We start from the raw sequence: 17,338 nt of genomic DNA on the forward strand, positions 1-17,338 counted from the left end.
CCCGCCAGCCACCACCAGTCAAAATCCGTGACCCGCTCTCAGAGCGACCGAACTTGAACCCACCGGTGTCAGCGGGGACCCACAGGATACCTGCCGCCACGCAGTGGTGGCAAGTCCGGTGGGATCCAGCCCCGGGCCGGCCTACTTCGCTTGCGATTCACTCGCGAGCAGTGGCGTCCGCTTCCCTGTCGGGCTGACGAAGAGAACAGTAGCCCGGACCGGGCGACCAGGCCGAATCGGGCATCCCGCGGCACTTCCCCTCCCCTCCCGAGTCACCTCTCCGAGCCCCGCCGGCCCCCGTCTCGCCGTCCCGCCGGCCCCCGTCTCGCCGTCCCGCCGTCTCGCCGTCGCGCCGGCCGACGACATGACGCCGGCCCACATCACCGCCTGGGCGTGACCGACGACCGCGACGTCAGGAGACCCGCTCGATGACGATGGGAGGAAGGGCGGGTCTCGACCCCTCGGGAGCAATGGTGAAGCCGCCCTCGAGGGCCTCGAGCGCTCGGTCGAACCGCTCCGGCGTATCGGTGTGCAGCGTGAGCAGCGGCTCCCCGCCGCGGACCGTCGCGCCGGGCTTGGAGTGGATCTCCACGCCCGCCCCCGCCTGGACCGGGTCCTCCTTGCGGGCCCGTCCGGCGCCGAGCCGCCACGCGGCGACTCCCACCGCGAGGGCGTCGAGCTCGACGAGAACCCCGTCGGCGGGCGCGAGGACGTGGTGGGTCTCCTTCGCCACCGGCAGCGGTGCGTCCGGGTCGCCGCCCTGGGCCCGGATCATCCGCCGCCACACGTCCATCGCGCGTCCGTCGGCGAGGACGTCCGCGGGGTCGACGTCGTCACGGCCCGCGCCGGCCACCATCTCGCGGGCGAGAGCAAGGGTGAGCTCGACGACGTCCGGCGGGCCGCCGCCCTCGAGCACCTCGACCGACTCGCGCACCTCGAGGGCGTTGCCCGCGGTGAGCCCGAGCGGCGTCTGCATGTTGGTCAGCAGGGCCACGGTGTGCACCCCCGCATCGGTCCCGAGCCGCACCATCGTCTGGGCCAGCTCACGCGCCTGGTCGAGCTCCTTCATGAAGGCCCCGGAGCCGACCTTGACGTCGAGCACGAGGGAGCCGGTGCCCTCGGCGATCTTCTTGCTCATGATGGAGGTCGCGATGAGCGGGACGCACGACACGGTCCCGGTCACGTCGCGCAGGGCGTAGAGCTTCTTGTCGGCCGGAGCGAGCCCCGACCCAGCGGCACAGATCACGGCGCCGACATCCTCGAGCTGGGCGAGCATCTCCTCGTTGGTCAGGGACGCCCGCCAGCCCGGGATCGACTCGAGCTTGTCGAGGGTCCCGCCGGTGTGTCCCAGCCCCCGGCCCGACAGCTGCGGCACGGCCACCCCGCACGCCGCCACGATCGGCGCGAGCGGGAGGGTGATCTTGTCGCCGACGCCACCCGTCGAGTGCTTGTCACTCGTGGGGCGTGACAACCCCGAGAAGTCGAGCCGCTCCCCCGACCGGATCATCGCGTCGGCCCACCGCGCGATCTCGCGGGCGTTCATCCCGTTGAGGTAGATCGCCATCGCGAGGGCGGACATCTGCTCCTCGGCGACGACCCCCCGGGTGTACGCGTCGATCACCCAGTCGATCTGGGCGTCGGACAGCTCGTGGCGGTCTCGCTTGGCGGAAATGACGTCGACGGCATCGAAGGCTTCGCTCACCGGACCATCATGTCCCAGCCCCGCGGCATACGCGGGAGGGTTCAGCGCTCGGCGTGGTCGAGGTCGGCCGAACCGAAGGCCTGCGGGAGGACGTCGGCCATGGTGAGGACGCCTTCGGGCGTCATGAGCAGGCACGACGGCCCGCCGTTCTCCCAGAGGAGCTGTCGGCACCGGCCGCACGGCATGAGCGACTTCCCGTCGCCGCCGACGCAGAAGACGGCGACGAGTCGTCCGCCGCCCGTCGCGTGCAGCTCGGACACCATGCCGCACTCGGCGCACAGCCCGACGCCATAGGCGGCGTTCTCGACGTTGCACCCCGCGACGACCCTGCCGTCGTCGACGAGGCCCGCGACGCCCACCGGGAAGTGCGAGTAGGGCGCGTACGCACGCTCCATGAGCTCGACCGCCCGGAGCCGGAGCGCCTCCCAGTCGACGGTATGCCGCTCACCGGGCTCAGCGGCATACCGTCCCTCGGCGTCGGCGGCGGACACTAGTGGCCCTCCCCCTTGCGGTAGATCTGGCCGTCGGCGGCGGGCATCCGCAGCCGTTGGGAAGCGAACGCGAGCACGAGCAGGGTCGTGACGTAGGGGGTCGTGCTCGAGAGCTCGGGCGGCACGATGTCGGTCAGGGCGTACCACGTGCCGACGAGGGAGCCGACGATCACGGCCACGACGCCCTGCGCGAGGCGGCCCCGCCGGACGACCTGCCAGACACCGATCCCGATGAGCAGGACGGCGAGGAGCAGGAGGAAGGCGTGGACAGTCGTCCCGCCGCCGCGCAGCTGTGCGGCGTCGGTGTAGCCGAAGAGAACCGAGCCGGCGAGGAGCCCACCCGGCCGCCAGTTGCCGAAGATCATCGCCGCGAGGCCGATGTAGCCGCGGCCACCGGTCTGGCCGTCACGGAAGAGGTTGGCCGCGACGAGGGCGAGGAAGCCGCCGCCGAGACCGGCGAGCCCGCCGGAGATGAGGACGGCGACGAACTTGTAGCGCAGGACGTTGACGCCGAGGGACTCGGCCGCCACGGGCGACTCGCCCACCGAACGCAGGCGAAGACCGAACGCAGAGCGCCAGAGGATGTAGAACGTCGCGATGAAGAGCAGGACCGCGAGGATCGTCACGACCGAGACGTCGGTGCAGAAGGCGCGCAGCACTCCGGCGAGGTCGGAGATGAAGAAGATGTGCTTCTGCTCGATCTCGTAGAGCGCGTCGGACAGGCCCGGGATGCTGAACGTCGGCAGCTCGTCGAGCGGCGGCGACTGGGTCGGACCACCGCCGGGAAGGGTGCTGAAGAACCGGACCGAGAGGTACTTCGCGAAGCCGAGCGCCACGATGTTGAGGGCGACACCGGAGACGATGTGGTCGACCCCGAAGGTCACCGTCGCGATGGCGTGGATCAAGGCGCCGAGCATGCCACCGATGACCGCGCCGACGAGCCCCATCCACGGCCCGAGGTGGTAGCCGAGGAACCCCGCACCCCACGTGCCGAGGATCATCATGCCCTCGAGGCCGATGTTGACCACGCCGGCTCGCTCGGACCAGAGGCCACCGAGACCGGCCAGGGCGATGGGCACGGCGAGGCCGAAGGCGGCGATGAGCAGCCCGGACGAGTCGACGTCCTGGGCGCCGGTCACGACGCGGAGCACCGAGAGCACGAACACGCCGCCGAGCCCGACCCCGACCCACTGCAACGGGCTCAGACGGAGCCGACGCGGTGCGGCCACCACCCTCTCGCTCCCGACCTTGAGATCGGCGGCGCTCATGCGCGTGCTCCTTCCACGGACGGGGCGTCAGGTGACACCGCTGAGAGCTCTCTCGCCACGCGCTGCTGCTCGAGGCGGACGTCGGCCCGGCGGATCAGCTCGTAGGCGATGACGACGGCGAAGAGGATGACGCCCTGGATGATGAAGACGACCTCCGAGGCGACCCCTGCGCGGATCTGCAGGGCGTTGCTCTGGACGTCGAGGAACGACCAGAGCAGGGCCGCGAAGGCAATGCCGACCGGGTGGTTGCGCCCGAGCAGGGCGATGCCGATGCCGGCGAAGCCGAGACCCGCCTGGAAGGTCGTGCCGTAGTTGTGGTCCTGCCCGAAGAGCAGCGGCATACCGATGAGACCGGCCAGGGCTCCCGAGGCGACCATCGTCGTGACGACCATGCGCGGCACCTTGACGCCGCTCGCGACGGCGGCGGTCTCGGACCGCCCGGTGGCGCGCAGGTCGAAGCCGAACCGCGTCTTGCCGATGATGAACCAGTAGGCGGAGCCGACGAGGATGGCGAGCAGGAGCAGCGTGTAGACCTTGTTGGCCGCGCCGGGGATGAGCGACAGGCCGTCGAGCTGCGAGGACTCGGGGATCGGCTTGGTCGTGATCGTGTTGCTGCCCGGTTGCTTGACCGCGACCTTGAGCAGCAGCCACTGGACGACACCGGTCGCGATGGCGTTGAGCATGATCGTGCTGATGACCTCGGAGATGCCGCGCTTGACCTTGAGGTAGGCGGCGATGCTCGCCCACAGGCCTCCGGCGATCATCGCGACGATGATCGTGAGGATGACGTTGACCGGGCCCGGGAACCACGCCTGCCCGGCGAAGAGGGCGCCCGCGAAGGCGGCGACGCGGTACTGGCCGTCGACCCCGATGTTGAAGAGGTTCATCCGGAAGCCGACGGCGACGGCCACGGCCGAGAGGTAGTAGACGGTGGCGCCGTTGACGATCTGGACGAACTGGCGCGGCTTGGGCGCCGACAGGATGGTCTGCCAGACCTCGACGACGGGGTCGCCGAACGCGAGGAGGATCACCGAGGTGACGACGAACGCGACGATGAGCGCCAGGGCGGGCGCTGCGATCGCGAGGAGCGCCTTGCGGGGGCTGAAGGTGCTCATCGGGACTCCCCCGCTCCGTCGTGGTCGGTCGGGTCGGCGGACGCACCGGTCATCGCCGCTCCGAGGTCCTCTGCGGTCACTGTGTCGGGGTCGAAGGTGCCGGTGAGGCGCCCGCGGAGGATGACCTCGATCGTGTCGGACAGGCCGATCAGCTCCTCGAGGTCGGCGGAGATGAGCAGGACGGCGAGACCGTCACGGCGCGCCTGCCGGATGATGTCCCAGATGCTCGCCTGCGCACCGACGTCGACGCCGCGCGTCGGGTGGGCGGCGACGAGCACCTTCGGCTCGTGGCTCATCTCGCGCCCGACGATGAGCTTCTGCTGGTTGCCGCCCGAGAGCGAGCCGGCCTTGACGTTGATCGACGGGGTGCGGACGTCGTACTCCTTGACGATCCGCTCGGTGTCGGCCTTGGCTCCGGCCGCGTCGATGATGAACCCCTTGACGTTGGGCGTCTCGGTCTGGTGTCCGAGGATGCGGTTCTCCCAGAGCGGCGCCTCGAGCAGGAGGGCGTGGCGCTGGCGGTCCTCGGGGATGTAGGCGACGCCCGCCTCGCGGATCTCGCGGGTCTGCCAGTCGGAGATGTCGGTGTCGCCGAGATAGACGCGCCCGGCCGTGGGCTCGCGCATCCCCATGATCACCTCGACGAGCTCGGCCTGGCCGTTGCCCTCGACGCCGGCGATGCCGAGGACCTCACCGGCATGGATCGTCAGCGAGATGCCGTCGAGGACGTTGCGGCCCTCAGCGGCGCTACCGAGGACGATGTCCTCGGTCCGCAGGACCACCCGGTCCGTGACGGTCGACTCCTCGGTCTGCGGCGTCGGCAGCTCGGCGCCGACCATGAGCTCGGCCAGCTGGCGGGCGTTGACCGACTTGGGGTCGACGGTGTCGATCGTCGTGCCGCGGCGGATGACGGTGATCGAGTCGGCGACGGACAGGACCTCGTCGAGCTTGTGCGAGATGAACAGGACGGTGAGGCCCTCGGACTTGAGCTCGCGGAGGTTGTCGAAGAGCTCGTCGACCTCCTGCGGGACGAGGACGGCGGTCGGCTCGTCGAGGATGATGATCTTGGCCCCTCGGTAGAGGACCTTGAGGATCTCGATGCGCTGGCGGGCGCCCACCCCGAGGTCGGCCACGAGGGCGTCGGGGTCGACGTCGAGGCCGTAGTCGTCGGACAGGCGCTTGATCTCCCGTCGGGCGCCGTCGCCGATGCCGTGCAGGCTCTCGGCGCCGAGCACGACGTTCTCGAGGACGGTGAAGTTGTCGGCGAGCTGGAAGTGCTGGAACACCATGCCGATGCCCTCGGCGATGGCGTCGGACGGCGAGTGGAGGTGGACCTCCTTGCCGTCGACGCGGATGGTGCCCTCGTCGGGGCGCTGCACGCCGTAGAGGATCTTCATCAGCGTCGACTTGCCGGCGCCGTTCTCACCGACGATGGCGTGGACGGTGCCTCTCTTCACCGAGAAGACGATGTCCTTGTTGGCCACGACGCCGGGGAAGCGCTTCGTGATGCCTTCCAGCTCGACCGCGTACTCGGCTCCCCCCAGGGTGGCCGGTCGCTCAGGCGCGGGTGCAGTGATGGCGACAACTCCTCGTCCGGGCCCGGAGGCCGGGCTCCGGGCAGCAGGTGGTGCAGGCAGGTGCCGGTCGTGCCGTGACCGCGCGGCGCTCACGATACGGCCGATGCTGCCGGGGACGAACACGGCCCGCGACGACGCTACCGCGCCGCACGGGCCGTGTCTGCCCACTCAGGGATTAAACGTGGTGCGTGTCGATCACGGCTTGGTCGGGACCGTGATCTGGCCCGAGATGATCTTCGCCTTGTAGTCGTCGAGCTTGGCCTTGATGTCGTCGACCTTGCCACCGGTGGTCGCGTAGTCGACACCGCCGGCCTTGAGGTCGTAGACCTTGTTGCCCGTGATGTCCTTGCCCTCGGAGCCGGACTTGAGGAAGTCGTAGACCGCGACGTCGACCTTCTTGATCATCGACGTGAGGATGACGTCACGCACGTCGGGCGTGGCCGTCAGGGCCTGGTCGGAGTCGACACCGATCGCGAGCTTGCCCGCGGCCTTGGCGGCGGTGAAGACACCGCTGCCCGAGCCACCGGCGGCGTGGTAGACGACGTCGGCGCCACCCTGGTAAAGGCCCTCGGCGGCCGTCTTGCCCTTGGCCGGGTCGTTGAAGCCGGAGAAGTCCGGCGGCTGCGAGAGGTACTGGCTCTTGACGACGATCGAGGGGTTGGCGGCCTTGGCGCCCGCGATGTAGCCCGCCTCGAACTTCTTGATGAGGTCGGTCGCGACACCGCCGACGAAGCCGACCGTGTTGGTCTTGCTCTTGAGGGCGGCCGCGGCGCCGACGAGGAACGAGCCCTGCTCCTCGGCGAAGGTCAGCTGGGCGACGTTGGGGCCGGCCGAGTCGGCGGACGCGTCGTCGATGATGGCGAAGTGGACCTCGGGGTTGGCCTTGGCGACCGCGCCGATGGCCTTCGCGTAGGCGAAGCCGACACCGATGACGTGGGTCGCGCCGGCGTCGACGAACTGCTGGAGGCGCTCCTCGGTCGCGGCCTCGCTCTCGCCGTTGACCTGCGTGGCCTCCTTGTACGTGATGCCGAGGTCGGCCTTGGCCTTGTCGAGCCCGACTGCGGCGGAGGCGTTGAAGGACTGGTCCCCTCGGCCACCGACGCCGTAGGCGATGCCGACGACGATCTTCTTACCGGCAGCGGCGCTGCTCGAACCGCCGGCGGAGGTGCTGCTCGACCCGGACGTGTCGTTGCTGCTGCAGGCCGCGAGACCGAGCGCAGCAGCCGCGACGACGGCCGCGACCTTGGTTGCGTGACGCAAAGGAGTGCTCCTTAAATTCCGAGGGGCCGACGACGACATCGGCCCACTGGCATCGCACTCTAGACCCCGCTACAGCAGGATCTGCGTGGGTTCGCCGTTCGCACAGGAAGTGTTACCGATCCGCGACCGCGCTGAGACTCGGAGCAGGTCCGAGCCCCTGCTCCGAGGCCCACTGGGCGGCCGACGCGATGACGCAGCCGGCCAAGGTGCGGGCTCCGATCGCGATCGCTCCCTCGTCGATGACGAGGTCACCGCGGTGCAGGTCGAACGTCGGACCGCCGACGGTCCGGGTGCCGAGGCGGGCCATCGCGCCCGGGACGTGGGTGAGGTACCAGGCGAAGTCCTCGCCGCCGAGGGACTGCGGCGTCGACGCCACGTGGGCTCCCGCTCCGGTCACGGCCGACGCGAGCGCATCGATGCAGCTCGCGTCGTTGACGACAGGAGGGACCCCCTTGACGATCGAGACCTCCGCGGTGACGGCATACGGGCGGACGACCTCGTGGACGACGCCCTCGAGAAGGCGCTCGACGCCCTCCCAGATCCCCGCGTCGAGCATGCGCAGGGTGCCGGTGGCCTTGCCGGAGGACGGGATGACGTTGTGGGCGCCGCCGGAGTGGACCGAGCCCCAGACGAGGGCCGCACCGGCGCGGGGGTCGAGGCGTCGCGACAGGACCGCGGGGACGTCGGTGACGACCTTCGCGAGGGCATAGGTGAGGTCCTGTGTCAGGTGGGGGCGCGACGTGTGGCCGCCGCGGCCGCTCAGGGTGACCTCGACCTGGTCGGCGGCCGCCGTGATCGGGCCGACGCGCAGGCCGACCTCGCCGACGTCGAGGGTGGGGTCGCAGTGCAGGGCGAAGATCCGCTCCACGTCGGCGAGGCCGTCCTGGGCGACGACGTCCTCGGCGCCTCCGGGCATGACCTCCTCGGCCGGCTGGAAGACGAGCCGGGCCCGGGTGCCCGTCGCGCGGAGCAGCTCCTCGATCGACTTCAGGGCGAGCGCCGCCCCCACGAGGGCCGTCGTGTGGACGTCGTGGCCGCACGAGTGGCTGATCCCGTCGGTCCTCGACGCGAACTCGAGCCCGGTCTGCTCGCGGATCGGCAGCGCGTCGATGTCGGCGCGCAGGGCGATCGTGTGCGCAGGTTCGGCGGCGCCGATGTCGGCGACCAGCCCCGTGCCGCGCAGGCGGCGGACGGCGATACCGGCGGCTTCGAGCCGCGCGGCAAGCAGGTCGGTCGTGCGCACCTCACCGCGCCCGAGCTCGGGGTGTGCGTGGAGGTCCCGCCGGAGCGCCACGAGCTCGTCCACGTGTCCGGAGACGGAGCGGGCGATGGCGTCGAACGGGAGGGAGGGTGTCACGAGTATCGGAGTCTAGCGAGAGGATGTCGGCGGGCCGTCGTGGCCACGACACCCGGGAAGAGCGGGCCACCCACGGGAGAGGAGACGAGGTGGAGAGGTCGGGCATCGAGGACGTCCTGCACCGGGTCGACCAGGCGCTGCCCTTCGTCACGGTCGCCACCCGTGCGACCCCGGCGACGGTCTCGTGCGCCGAGGTGCTCGCGCACGTCCGTGCCGGGCACGACCCCCTCGCGCCCTGGCGGACCGCGCTGCGCTCCCAGATGGAGCGCCGGCACGCGACGAGGGTCGCGCCCCACGTCCCGGCCGCCTTCGTCCTCCAGTGGTGGTGCGAGGTCGCAGCCACCCCCATCGCGTATGCCGCCGGGCTCGGCCCCTGGGTTCTCCTGCCCGACCCCGAGGGGCTCGGTTTCGAACTCGCGCTCGGGCTCCATCCGCAGCGGGTCGTCGTCGACCCGGACCGCGCCCCCGTGGAGGTCGACCCCTCGGGCGAGCGCCGGAGCGCGAGGGCGCGGGCGGCATACGACTCGATCGTCTCGGAGGTTGTCGAGGCCTATGCCCCCGAGGTCAAGATGAGCTCGCGGCAGCGCTGGGGCGTCGTCGACGACGTCTGGGCCACGGCCGTGCGGGGTGCCCGCGGCGCGGCGGGCGAGACGGTGGGAGGCCCGCCGCGGCGGGTGTCGTGCTGCTTCATCTACGCGCTGCCGGGGATGCGGGCCTGCACCCCCTGCCCCCGCGGCGCGCGGACCTAGGGTATGTATTCGGCATGACGCGCACCGCTGTCTCCCCGACCGTGACCGGCCGTCCGCTCGTCGTCCACGACGAGGTCCGCGAGGCCCTCGAGGCCGGGCACGGCGTCGTCGCGCTCGAGAGCACGATCCTCGCCCACGGGCTGCCGCACCCCGACAACATCGCCATCGCAGGGCAGATCGAGCGGGCGGTCCGGGAGAGCGGCTCGGTCCCGGCGACGATCGCGCTGCTCGACGGCGTCGTCCACGTCGGGCTCGGCGCGGCGGAGGTCGAGCGGATCTGCACCGACCCCGAGGTGGCCAAGCTGTCCGTCCGCGACGTGGGTGTCGCCGCCGCCCTGGGGCGAACGGGCGCCACGACCGTCGCCTCGACGTCGGCGCTCGCCCACCTGGCCGGGATCCGCGTCTTCGCGACGGGCGGCCTCGGCGGCGTGCACCGGGGCGCCTCGGAGACCTTCGACGTGTCGGCCGACCTCGGCGTCATCGCGTCGACGCCGGTGCTCGTCGTCTGCGCCGGGGTCAAGTCGATCCTCGACGTGCCCGGGACCCTCGAGACGCTCGAGACGCTGTCGGTCCCCGTGCTCGGCTACCGGACCGACGCCTTCCCGGGCTTCTACCTGTCCGACTCGGGCCACGAGGTGCCGTGGCGCGTCGAGTCGCCCGAGGAGGCGGCCCGGGTCGTCGTCGTGCGCGACCGGCTCGGGACCGACCGGGCGGGCGTCGTCCTCGCCAACCCGTTGCCTGCCGACCGCCAGGTCGACCGCGAGCTGCACGACCGGCTCGTTGCGGAGGGCCTGGCCCTGCTCGCGCGCGAGGGCGTCCACGGCAAGGACGTGACGCCGCGCCTCCTCGAGTACTTCCACGAGAACTCCGGGGGCGAGTCCCTCCGGGCCAACGTCGAGCTCGTCCTGTCCAACGCCCGGCTCGCCGGGCAGGTCGCCGCCGAGATCGCGAGGCTCTCGTGACCACCCGCCCGGTCGTCGTCGTCGGCGATGTCGGTCTCGACGTGATCACGAGGCCCCACGGCCCGATCAGCTGGGCCTCCGACACCCCGAGCGCCGTGACGATGGCCTCGGGAGGAGCGGGCGGGAACTCGGCCTCGTGGCTCGCCTGGGCCAGCGTGCCGGTGACGCTGCTCGCCCGAGTCGGTGACGACGCCGCCGGTCAGGCCGCGCGCGCGGAACTCGAGTCGAAGCGGGTCCGCTGTGCCTTCGCCGCCGACCCGCACCTGCCGACGTGCGTCGTCGTCGTCCTGCTCGACGAGCACGGCGAGCGCACGATGCTGGCCGACCGCGGCGCCAACAAGGCCTTCTGCCCCGAGGACGTCGACCTGGCCGGCCTGGGCCACGACCCCGACATCACGCCGCACCTGCACCTGAGCGGCTACGTGCTCTACGACGAAGGGTCCCGGGCCGGCGGCCTGGAGGCCCTGCGCCAGGCCCGCGAGCTCGGCTGGAGCACGTCGGTCGATCCGCAGGCTGCCGCCCTCATCGCCCGTGAGGGGGCCGACCGCTTCCTCGAGTGGATCGCGGGGGTCGACCTGCTCCTGCCCAACGAGCGCGAGGCCGAGGCACTGGGCGGCCTTGCGGCCATGCTCGACTCGGCCCACGAGGTCGTCGCGACCTACGGCGCCAACGGAGCCCGGTGGGTCGGCCGGGGGTTCGACGAGTCGGCAGGCGCGCCCGTGATCGAGCACGTCGACTCGACCGGAGCCGGCGACGCCTTCAACGCGGGCCTGCTGTCCGTCTGGCTGAGCGGTCGCAGCCGGATCGCGGCGCTGCGCGCGGGCATCGAGGCCGGCAGCACCGCGTGTGTGCGCGTGGGAGCGCGACCGCGCTGAGCGGCATACGGCCGGGGCCGCTGGCCGGAACGACATCGGTTCGGGCCCTCGAAACCCCGTCGATCGTGAGTCGTTCCGGCCACGTGGCCCCTGTGGATGGGGCCGGTTGCCGCGCCGGACGCGACGACACACTGTCGGGGTGAAGGCAGCGAAGGCGCTGGCCAGGCTCGGAGGCGTGGCAACGAGGCAGCAGCTTCGGCTGGCGACCGTGCACTGGCGCCACGTCGACGCAGCGCTGGAGGCCGGCGCCGTGGTGCGGACGGCGCGGGGCCACTTCGTCCTGCCCACCGTCGAGACCGGCCGCGCCTCGGCGCACCGTCTCGGTGGCGCCGCTTCGCACACGACGGCTGCACTCCACCACGGGTGGAAGGTCAAGTCCGCGCCGGAACTGCCGCACGTCACCGTACGACGCAAGCGGAGCCTCCCGTCGGGCGCCTCTGACGGAGTCGTCCTCCACTGGCGCGACCTGGACGCCGACGACGTCAGGGGCTGGGTGACGAGCCCGGTTCGCACGGTCATCGACTGCTGTACCGATCTGCCCTTCGACGAGGCGCTGGCGGTCTTCGACTCGGCGCGGCGGGCCGGCCTGCGAGTCGCCGATGTCATGGCGCGCGCGGAGTGGCTGCCCCCACGACAGCGCTCTCGCGTGATGCGCCTCGCGCAGGCCTCGGATCACCGAGCGGCCAACCCGTTCGAGTCCGTGCTGCGGGCCATCGCCTTGCAGGTCCCGGGTCTGGTGCCGACGGCGCAGACCCGCATCAGCTGCGGCGAACTCATGGCTCGCGTCGACGTGGCGGACGAGGACCTGCGGATCGTCCTCGAGGCCGACAGCCATGAGTTCCACACCAGGCGCAGGGACTTCGACCGCGACTGCCGCAGGTACAACGGGCTCATCGTTAGGGGGTGGCTCGTCCTCCGCTTCACCTGGGAGCAGGTGATGTTCGAGCCCGACGTGGTTCTCGAGTCCATCACGGCGGCCGTCGCACTGCGGCGCGAGCAGGGCCTGTGGCGCACCCGCTCGGGTCAACTGGCCGGAACGAAACGCCGCGCCAGGCTCCCCAAGGCCTGAAGCTGGGTTGGTTCCGGCCGGTTGGCCCGGTTCAGAAGGTCTCGCGCGGCTGGTAGGTGCCCCAGACCTTGCGGAGCGCGTGCGCGACCTCGCCACCCGTGGCGCGGGCGGCGAGCGCCTCCTTCATCGGGTAGAGGACGTTGTCGGTGCCACGCGCCGCCTCCTGGAGCCGGGCGAGCGCCGCCTCCACAGCATCGTTGTCGCGCTCGGCGCGCAGGGCCTCGAGGCGCGCGCACTGGTCGGCCTCGATCGTCGGGTCGACGCGCAGGGGCTCGTACTTCTCCTCCTGCTCGATCGTGTACTTGTTGACGCCGACGACGACGCGCTCGCCCTCGTCGATCTCGAGCTGGAGGCGGTAGGCGGAGCGCTCGATCTCGGACTTCTGGAAGCCCTGCTCGATCGCGGCGACGGCGCCGCCCTTGTCCTCGACCTGCTGGATGAGGTCGAGCGCGGCCCGCTCGATGTCGTCGGTCATCGACTCGATGACGTAGGAGCCGGCGAAGGGGTCGACGGTCTTGGTCACGTCGGTCTCGTAGGCGATGACCTGCTGGGTGCGCAGCGCGAGGCGCGCCGCCTTCTCGGTCGGCAGCGCAATGGCCTCGTCGAAGGAGTTGGTGTGGAGCGACTGGGTGCCGCCGAGCACCGCCCCGAGACCCTGGAGGGCGACCCGGACGAGGTTGACCTCGGGCTGCTGCGCGGTGAGCTGGACACCGGCGGTCTGCGTGTGGAAGCGCAGCATCATCGACTTGGGGTTCTGGGCTCCGAACTGCTCCTTCATGATCCGGGCCCAGATGCGACGGGCGGCGCGGAACTTCGCGACCTCCTCGATGAGGGTCGTGCGGGCGACGAAGAAGAAGGAGAGGCGCGGCGCGAAGTCGTCGACGTGCAGCCCAGCGGCCTGGGCGGCGCGGACGTACTCCATCGCGTTGGCGATCGTGAAGGCGATCTCCTGCACGGGCGTCGCCCCCGCCTCGGCCATGTGGTAGCCGGAGATGGAGATCGTGTTCCAGCGCGGGAGCTCCTTCTGGCAGTAGGCGAAGATGTCGGCGATGAGGCGGAGCGACTCGCGCGGCGGGTAGATGTAGGTGCCGCGGGCGATGTACTCCTTCAGCACGTCGTTCTGGATCGTGCCGGTCAGCTGGTCGCCCGAGACACCCTGCTCCTCGGCGACGAGCTGGTAGAGCAGGAGCAGCGTCGACCCGGGGGCGTTGATCGTCATCGACGTCGAGATGCGGTCGAGCGGCAGGCCGTCGAAGAGGGTGCGCATGTCATCGAGGCTGTCGATGGCGACCCCGACCTTGCCGACCTCGCCGTGGGCGATCGGCTCGTCGGAGTCGTAGCCCATCTGAGTCGGCAGGTCGAAGGCAACCGAGAGGCCGCCAGTGCCCGCCTGGACGAGCTGGTGGTAGCGCTGGTTGGACTCCTTGGCGGTGCCGAAACCGGCGTACTGGCGCATCGTCCACGGCCGGCCGGTGTACATCGACGGGTACACGCCCCGGGTGAAGGGGTACGAGCCGGGGGCGCCGAGCTTGTCGTCGGGGTCGAAGCCGGCGAGCGACGACGCGTCGTAGACGGGCTCGATGGGCAGGTCGGACTCGGAGCGCGCGCCAGTGCTGTCAGCCATGGTCCCGAGCGTATCGGCGCGGGCACCACGGGCCCATGGGGCCATCGCACAACGTTGCCCATCTCACGTCGGGGTCCCCACACCTGCTTCGTATGCCGTGGGGCGGGCTCGGTGCCCGGGTGCCGGCGCCGGCCGCCGCGTCTCAGTCGTCGTCGGGCCAGGAAGCCATGAGGGCGACCTTGCGCGGCTCCCACTCCTCCGCGAGGGTCGACATCTTCTCGGCGAGGAACTCGAGGAAGTCGAGCGTCAGCTGCAGGCGCCGCCCGGCCGGGGTGGCGACCCCGCCGACGGCCTCGACGCCGGTCCGCACGCCGGCCTCGAGCTGGGCGAGGACGCGGTCGCGGCTCAGCATGGCGTTGTGCCACGCGTCGGTCTGCACGACGTAGATGTCGCGCCGGGACCCGCGCTCGCGCTCCTTGCCGATCATCCACACCTGCGTGAGGTAGCGGACCGCGCCCGAGACGGCGGCCGGACTCACCTCGAGGGCCTCGCTCAGCTCGGAGGCGGTCATGCGGCCGTCGTCGTCGGCGAGCAGCTGGGCGAAGACGCGGGAGGCGAGACGGGGCATGCCGGCGTCGGTGAGCGAGTCGCCGAGCCGTTCGACGTAGGCCGCGACGGCGCGCTCGTCGCGTTCGATGCGCTCCGGCTGGGCTGCGTTCACGGGCTCTCCTCGTGGGGTCTGATGGCTGAACCCCCGGCATGACAACCTCGACGCGTCATGACATTCAGTAAACCATGAATCATGTGTATGGTCAGAGGATGACGACCGCGATCGAGGTCAGTGACCTCCGTAAGACGTTCGGCCACACCGTCGCCCTCGACGGGCTCGACCTCGAGGTCTCGACCGGGGAGATCCACGGCTTCCTCGGCCCGAACGGCGCCGGCAAGTCGACGACGATCCGGATCCTCCTCGGCCTCATGCGCAGCGACGGCGGCACCGCGACCCTCCTCGGCGGCGACCCCTGGCGCGAGGTCGAGACCCTCCACCGCCGGCTCGCCTACGTCCCGGGGGACGTGGCGCTCTGGCCCAACCTGACGGGGGGCGAGGTCATCGACCTGCTCGGGGCCCTCCGGGGCGGCCTCGACGAGCGGCGTCGGGCCGACATGCTCGAGCGCTTCGACCTCGACCCGACGAAGAAGAGCCGCTCCTACTCCAAGGGCAACCGCCAGAAGGTCGCCCTCGTCGCCGCACTCAGCTCCGACGTCGAGCTGCTCGTCCTCGACGAACCGACGAGCGGGCTCGACCCCCTCATGGAGGCGGTCTTCAAGGACGCCGTGCGCGAGTTCCGGGCCGCCGGGGGGACCGTGCTGCTCTCGAGTCACATCCTCAGCGAGGTGGAGTCGGTCTGCGACCGGGTCAGCATCATCCGTGCCGGCCGCAACGTCGAGTCGGGCACCCTCGCCCAGCTGCGACACCTCTCGCGCACCAAGGTCACGGCGTTGCTCGAGCGCGCGGCGTCGCTGCCCGACCTCGCAGCCCTGCCCGGCGTCTCGGACGTGCGCTCGGAGGACGGGCAGGTCGCCTGCTCGGTCGAGACCCACCACCTGGGTGGGCTGCTCGAGTGGCTCGGCGCCCACGGCATCCGCAACCTGACGAGCGCGCCACCGACGCTCGAGGAGCTCTTCATGGACCAGTACCGCACGGCGACGCCGGCCAGCCCCGAGGCGGCGACGGGACGATGACCGGCTTCACCGGCACGGGCTCCCTGCTCCGGCTCGCGGCACGGCGCGACCGGGTCCTCATCCCCGCCAGCGTCCTCGCCATCGCGCTCGTCGTCGCGATGGCCGCCAAGGCGACCATCGACCTCTACCCCGACTCGGGCTCCGCGCTCGGCGCGATGCGGTCGGTCGTCGACAACCCCGCGATCGTCGCGCTCTACGGTCCCTTCACGAGCCTCAGCCTCGACGCGTTCGCCACCTTCAAGACGATCCTCATGGGCGCCGTCTTCCTCTGCCTGCTCGCCTACATCGTCGTGCGCCGCCACACCCGCACCGAGGAGGAGTCGGGTCGACTCGAGCTGCTCGGGGCGGGCGCGATCGGGCGGCGTGCGCCGCTCGCCGCGGCGGTGCTGCTCGGGACGATCGCCGTCCTCCTCACGGCGCTCGTCACCGCGGCGGTGGCCATCGGCGTCGGGCTCGACAGCTCCGGTTCGGTCGCGCTCGGTGTCGCCTGGACCATCGTCGGGCTGACCTGGGTCGGGGTCACGGCTGTGGCGGCTCAGCTCGCCGAGACGGCACGCGGCACCGCCGGGCTCTCGATCGGGGCCCTCGGAGTGGCCTTCCTCCTGCGCGCCCTCGGCGACACGGCTCCCGACGACAGCCCGGTCCGTTTCCTCACCTGGCTCTCGCCGCTGGGTTGGGGCGAGAAGGTGGCGCCCTACGGCGCGAACCGGGTCGGCCTCGTCGCGCTCGGCATCATCGCGTATGCCGGTCTCGTCCTGCTCGCCTTCACCCTCCTCGAGCGTCGCGACCTCGGCGCCGGCCTGCTGCCGAGCCGTCCGGGGGCCGCCCGCGGGACCCTGCGCAGTGCCGGCGCCCTCACAGCCCGGCTCGCCCGCGGCACGGTCGTCGGCTGGCTCATCGCCTACGGGGTGCTCGCGGTGGTCATCGGGTCGATCGCGGGAAACGTCGTCGACTTCGTCGACTCCCCCGAGACCGCCGCCATGCTCCGGCGACTGGGCGGCAGCGCCGGCACCATCGTCGACACCTTCTTCGCCACCGAGATCCAGGTCGCCGCGATCGCCGCGGCGGCCCTCGGGATCGCCCTCGTCACGCGGATCCGGACCGAGGAGACGGCGGGGCGGGCCGAGTCCGTCCTCGCGACTCCGGTCCGACGCACGCCGTGGGCACTCGGCCACGTGCTGGTCGCTGTCGCGGCAACGACCCTCGTCATGCTCGTGCTCGGCCTCGTCGCCGGTGCCGTCGACGGGCAGCGGACGGGGGACGTCGGGGCCTCCATCGCCAGCCTGGTCGGCGCCGGCGCCGCGACCCTGCCGGCCGTGTGGGTGTGCATCGGCGCGGCGCTCGTCCTGGTCGGCTACGTCCCGCGCTTCACCGGCCTCGCCTGGCCCGTCCTCATCGCGTTCTTCGTCGTCGGCGAGCTCGCCGAGCTGATGAACCTGCCCCACTGGGTCGCGTCCATTTCGCCGTTCCACCACCTGGCGCGGTTGCCGGGCGGGTCCGCCGACGCGGTCACCCTGACGCTCCTCACGCTCACCGCAGTCGCACTCGTCGTCATCGGCCTCGCGGGCCTGCGCCGCCGCGACGTGCCCGCCGCGTGACGGCCGGC

The 17,338-nt window shown here is 71.4% G+C and carries 15 protein-coding genes; 6 read left to right on the forward strand and 9 right to left on the reverse strand.

The window, feature by feature from the left end:
* Nucleotides 1-412: 412 nt before the first annotated feature.
* The 7 genes from N865_RS04245 to N865_RS04275 form a co-directional block, all read right to left on the reverse strand.
* The gene (locus tag N865_RS04245; protein WP_034801932.1) at nt 413-1,702 is read right to left on the reverse strand and encodes a thymidine phosphorylase; all 1,290 of its coding nucleotides are present in this window, start codon (nt 1,700-1,702) and stop codon (nt 413-415) included.
* A 41-nt stretch (nt 1,703-1,743) separates the two neighbouring features.
* Nucleotides 1,744-2,193, reverse strand: a complete 450-nt coding sequence (locus tag N865_RS22150) for a cytidine deaminase (protein ID WP_034801934.1) — start codon at nt 2,191-2,193, stop codon at nt 1,744-1,746.
* On the reverse strand, nt 2,193-3,461 hold the full coding sequence (locus N865_RS04255; RefSeq protein ID WP_034801935.1) for an ABC transporter permease: 1,269 nt from the start codon (nt 3,459-3,461) through the stop codon (nt 2,193-2,195). The genes N865_RS22150 and N865_RS04255 overlap by 1 nt, the downstream gene beginning before the upstream one ends.
* Nucleotides 3,458-4,576 carry an ABC transporter permease gene (locus N865_RS04260; protein WP_034801937.1) on the reverse strand — a complete coding sequence of 373 codons (1,119 nt, stop codon included), beginning with the start codon at nt 4,574-4,576 and terminating at the stop codon, nt 3,458-3,460. Before N865_RS04260 ends, N865_RS04255 begins: the two co-directional genes overlap by 4 nt.
* Entirely contained in the window at nt 4,573-6,060 is a 1,488-nt protein-coding gene (locus N865_RS04265) for an ABC transporter ATP-binding protein (RefSeq protein WP_034801941.1), read from the reverse strand. Before N865_RS04265 ends, N865_RS04260 begins: the two co-directional genes overlap by 4 nt.
* A gap of 288 nt (nt 6,061-6,348) precedes the next feature.
* On the reverse strand, nt 6,349-7,413 hold the full coding sequence (locus tag N865_RS04270; RefSeq protein ID WP_034801942.1) for a BMP family lipoprotein: 1,065 nt from the start codon (nt 7,411-7,413) through the stop codon (nt 6,349-6,351).
* 112 nt (nt 7,414-7,525) lie between these two features.
* Nucleotides 7,526-8,770, reverse strand: coding sequence for an amidohydrolase (locus N865_RS04275; RefSeq protein WP_051510117.1), 1,245 nt, complete (start codon nt 8,768-8,770; stop codon nt 7,526-7,528).
* 89 nt (nt 8,771-8,859) lie between these two features.
* On the opposite strand from N865_RS04275, the gene N865_RS04280 reads away from it, so the two are divergent.
* From N865_RS04280 to N865_RS04295, 4 genes are all read left to right on the forward strand, one after another.
* Nucleotides 8,860-9,519 (forward strand): (2Fe-2S)-binding protein, encoded by a 660-nt coding sequence (locus N865_RS04280; RefSeq protein WP_034801948.1) that lies wholly within the window; start codon nt 8,860-8,862, stop codon nt 9,517-9,519.
* Between the two features lie 14 nt (nt 9,520-9,533).
* Entirely contained in the window at nt 9,534-10,481 is a 948-nt protein-coding gene (locus N865_RS04285) for a pseudouridine-5'-phosphate glycosidase (protein WP_051510119.1), read from the forward strand.
* Complete coding sequence (locus N865_RS04290) at nt 10,478-11,356, forward strand: carbohydrate kinase family protein (RefSeq protein ID WP_034801951.1); 879 nt, start codon at nt 10,478-10,480, stop codon at nt 11,354-11,356. Before N865_RS04285 ends, N865_RS04290 begins: the two co-directional genes overlap by 4 nt.
* A gap of 139 nt (nt 11,357-11,495) precedes the next feature.
* Complete coding sequence (locus tag N865_RS04295) at nt 11,496-12,425, forward strand: DUF559 domain-containing protein (RefSeq protein ID WP_051510122.1); 930 nt, start codon at nt 11,496-11,498, stop codon at nt 12,423-12,425.
* Between the two features lie 31 nt (nt 12,426-12,456).
* On the opposite strand, the gene N865_RS04300 is transcribed toward N865_RS04295, so the two are convergent.
* Both N865_RS04300 and N865_RS04305 read right to left on the reverse strand, forming a co-directional pair.
* A complete protein-coding gene (locus tag N865_RS04300) occupies nt 12,457-14,049 on the reverse strand; it encodes an acyl-CoA mutase large subunit family protein (RefSeq protein WP_034801953.1) in 1,593 nt (530 codons plus the stop codon).
* Between the two features lie 142 nt (nt 14,050-14,191).
* Nucleotides 14,192-14,710 carry a GbsR/MarR family transcriptional regulator gene (locus tag N865_RS04305; protein WP_034801956.1) on the reverse strand — a complete coding sequence of 173 codons (519 nt, stop codon included), beginning with the start codon at nt 14,708-14,710 and terminating at the stop codon, nt 14,192-14,194.
* 98 nt (nt 14,711-14,808) lie between these two features.
* Between N865_RS04305 and N865_RS04310 the strand changes: the two genes are divergently transcribed.
* Nucleotides 14,809-15,732, forward strand: coding sequence for an ABC transporter ATP-binding protein (locus N865_RS04310; RefSeq protein WP_034801957.1), 924 nt, complete (start codon nt 14,809-14,811; stop codon nt 15,730-15,732).
* Complete coding sequence (locus tag N865_RS04315; RefSeq protein WP_034801960.1) at nt 15,729-17,330, forward strand: ABC transporter permease; 1,602 nt, start codon at nt 15,729-15,731, stop codon at nt 17,328-17,330. The genes N865_RS04310 and N865_RS04315 overlap by 4 nt, the downstream gene beginning before the upstream one ends.
* The last annotated feature ends 8 nt before the right edge of the window (nt 17,331-17,338 follow it).

The sequence above is a fragment of the Intrasporangium oryzae NRRL B-24470 genome, assembly GCF_000576595.1.
GTDB classification, from domain to species: Bacteria; Actinomycetota; Actinomycetes; order Actinomycetales; family Dermatophilaceae; genus Intrasporangium_C; species Intrasporangium_C oryzae.

Bases quoted from the DNA above. Each gene is read 5' to 3' on its own strand.
- N865_RS04255 (WP_034801935.1), bottom strand. From the start codon at position 3,461: ATGAGCGCCGCCGATCTCAAGGTCGGGAGCGAGAGGGTGGTGGCCGCA.
- N865_RS04315 (WP_034801960.1), top strand. From the start codon at position 15,729: ATGACCGGCTTCACCGGCACGGGCTCCCTGCTCCGGCTCGCGGCACGG.
- N865_RS04260 (WP_034801937.1), bottom strand. From the start codon at position 4,576: ATGAGCACCTTCAGCCCCCGCAAGGCGCTCCTCGCGATCGCAGCGCCC.
- N865_RS04285 (WP_051510119.1), top strand. From the start codon at position 9,534: ATGACGCGCACCGCTGTCTCCCCGACCGTGACCGGCCGTCCGCTCGTC.
- N865_RS04300 (WP_034801953.1), bottom strand. From the start codon at position 14,049: ATGGCTGACAGCACTGGCGCGCGCTCCGAGTCCGACCTGCCCATCGAG.
- N865_RS04310 (WP_034801957.1), top strand. From the start codon at position 14,809: ATGACGACCGCGATCGAGGTCAGTGACCTCCGTAAGACGTTCGGCCAC.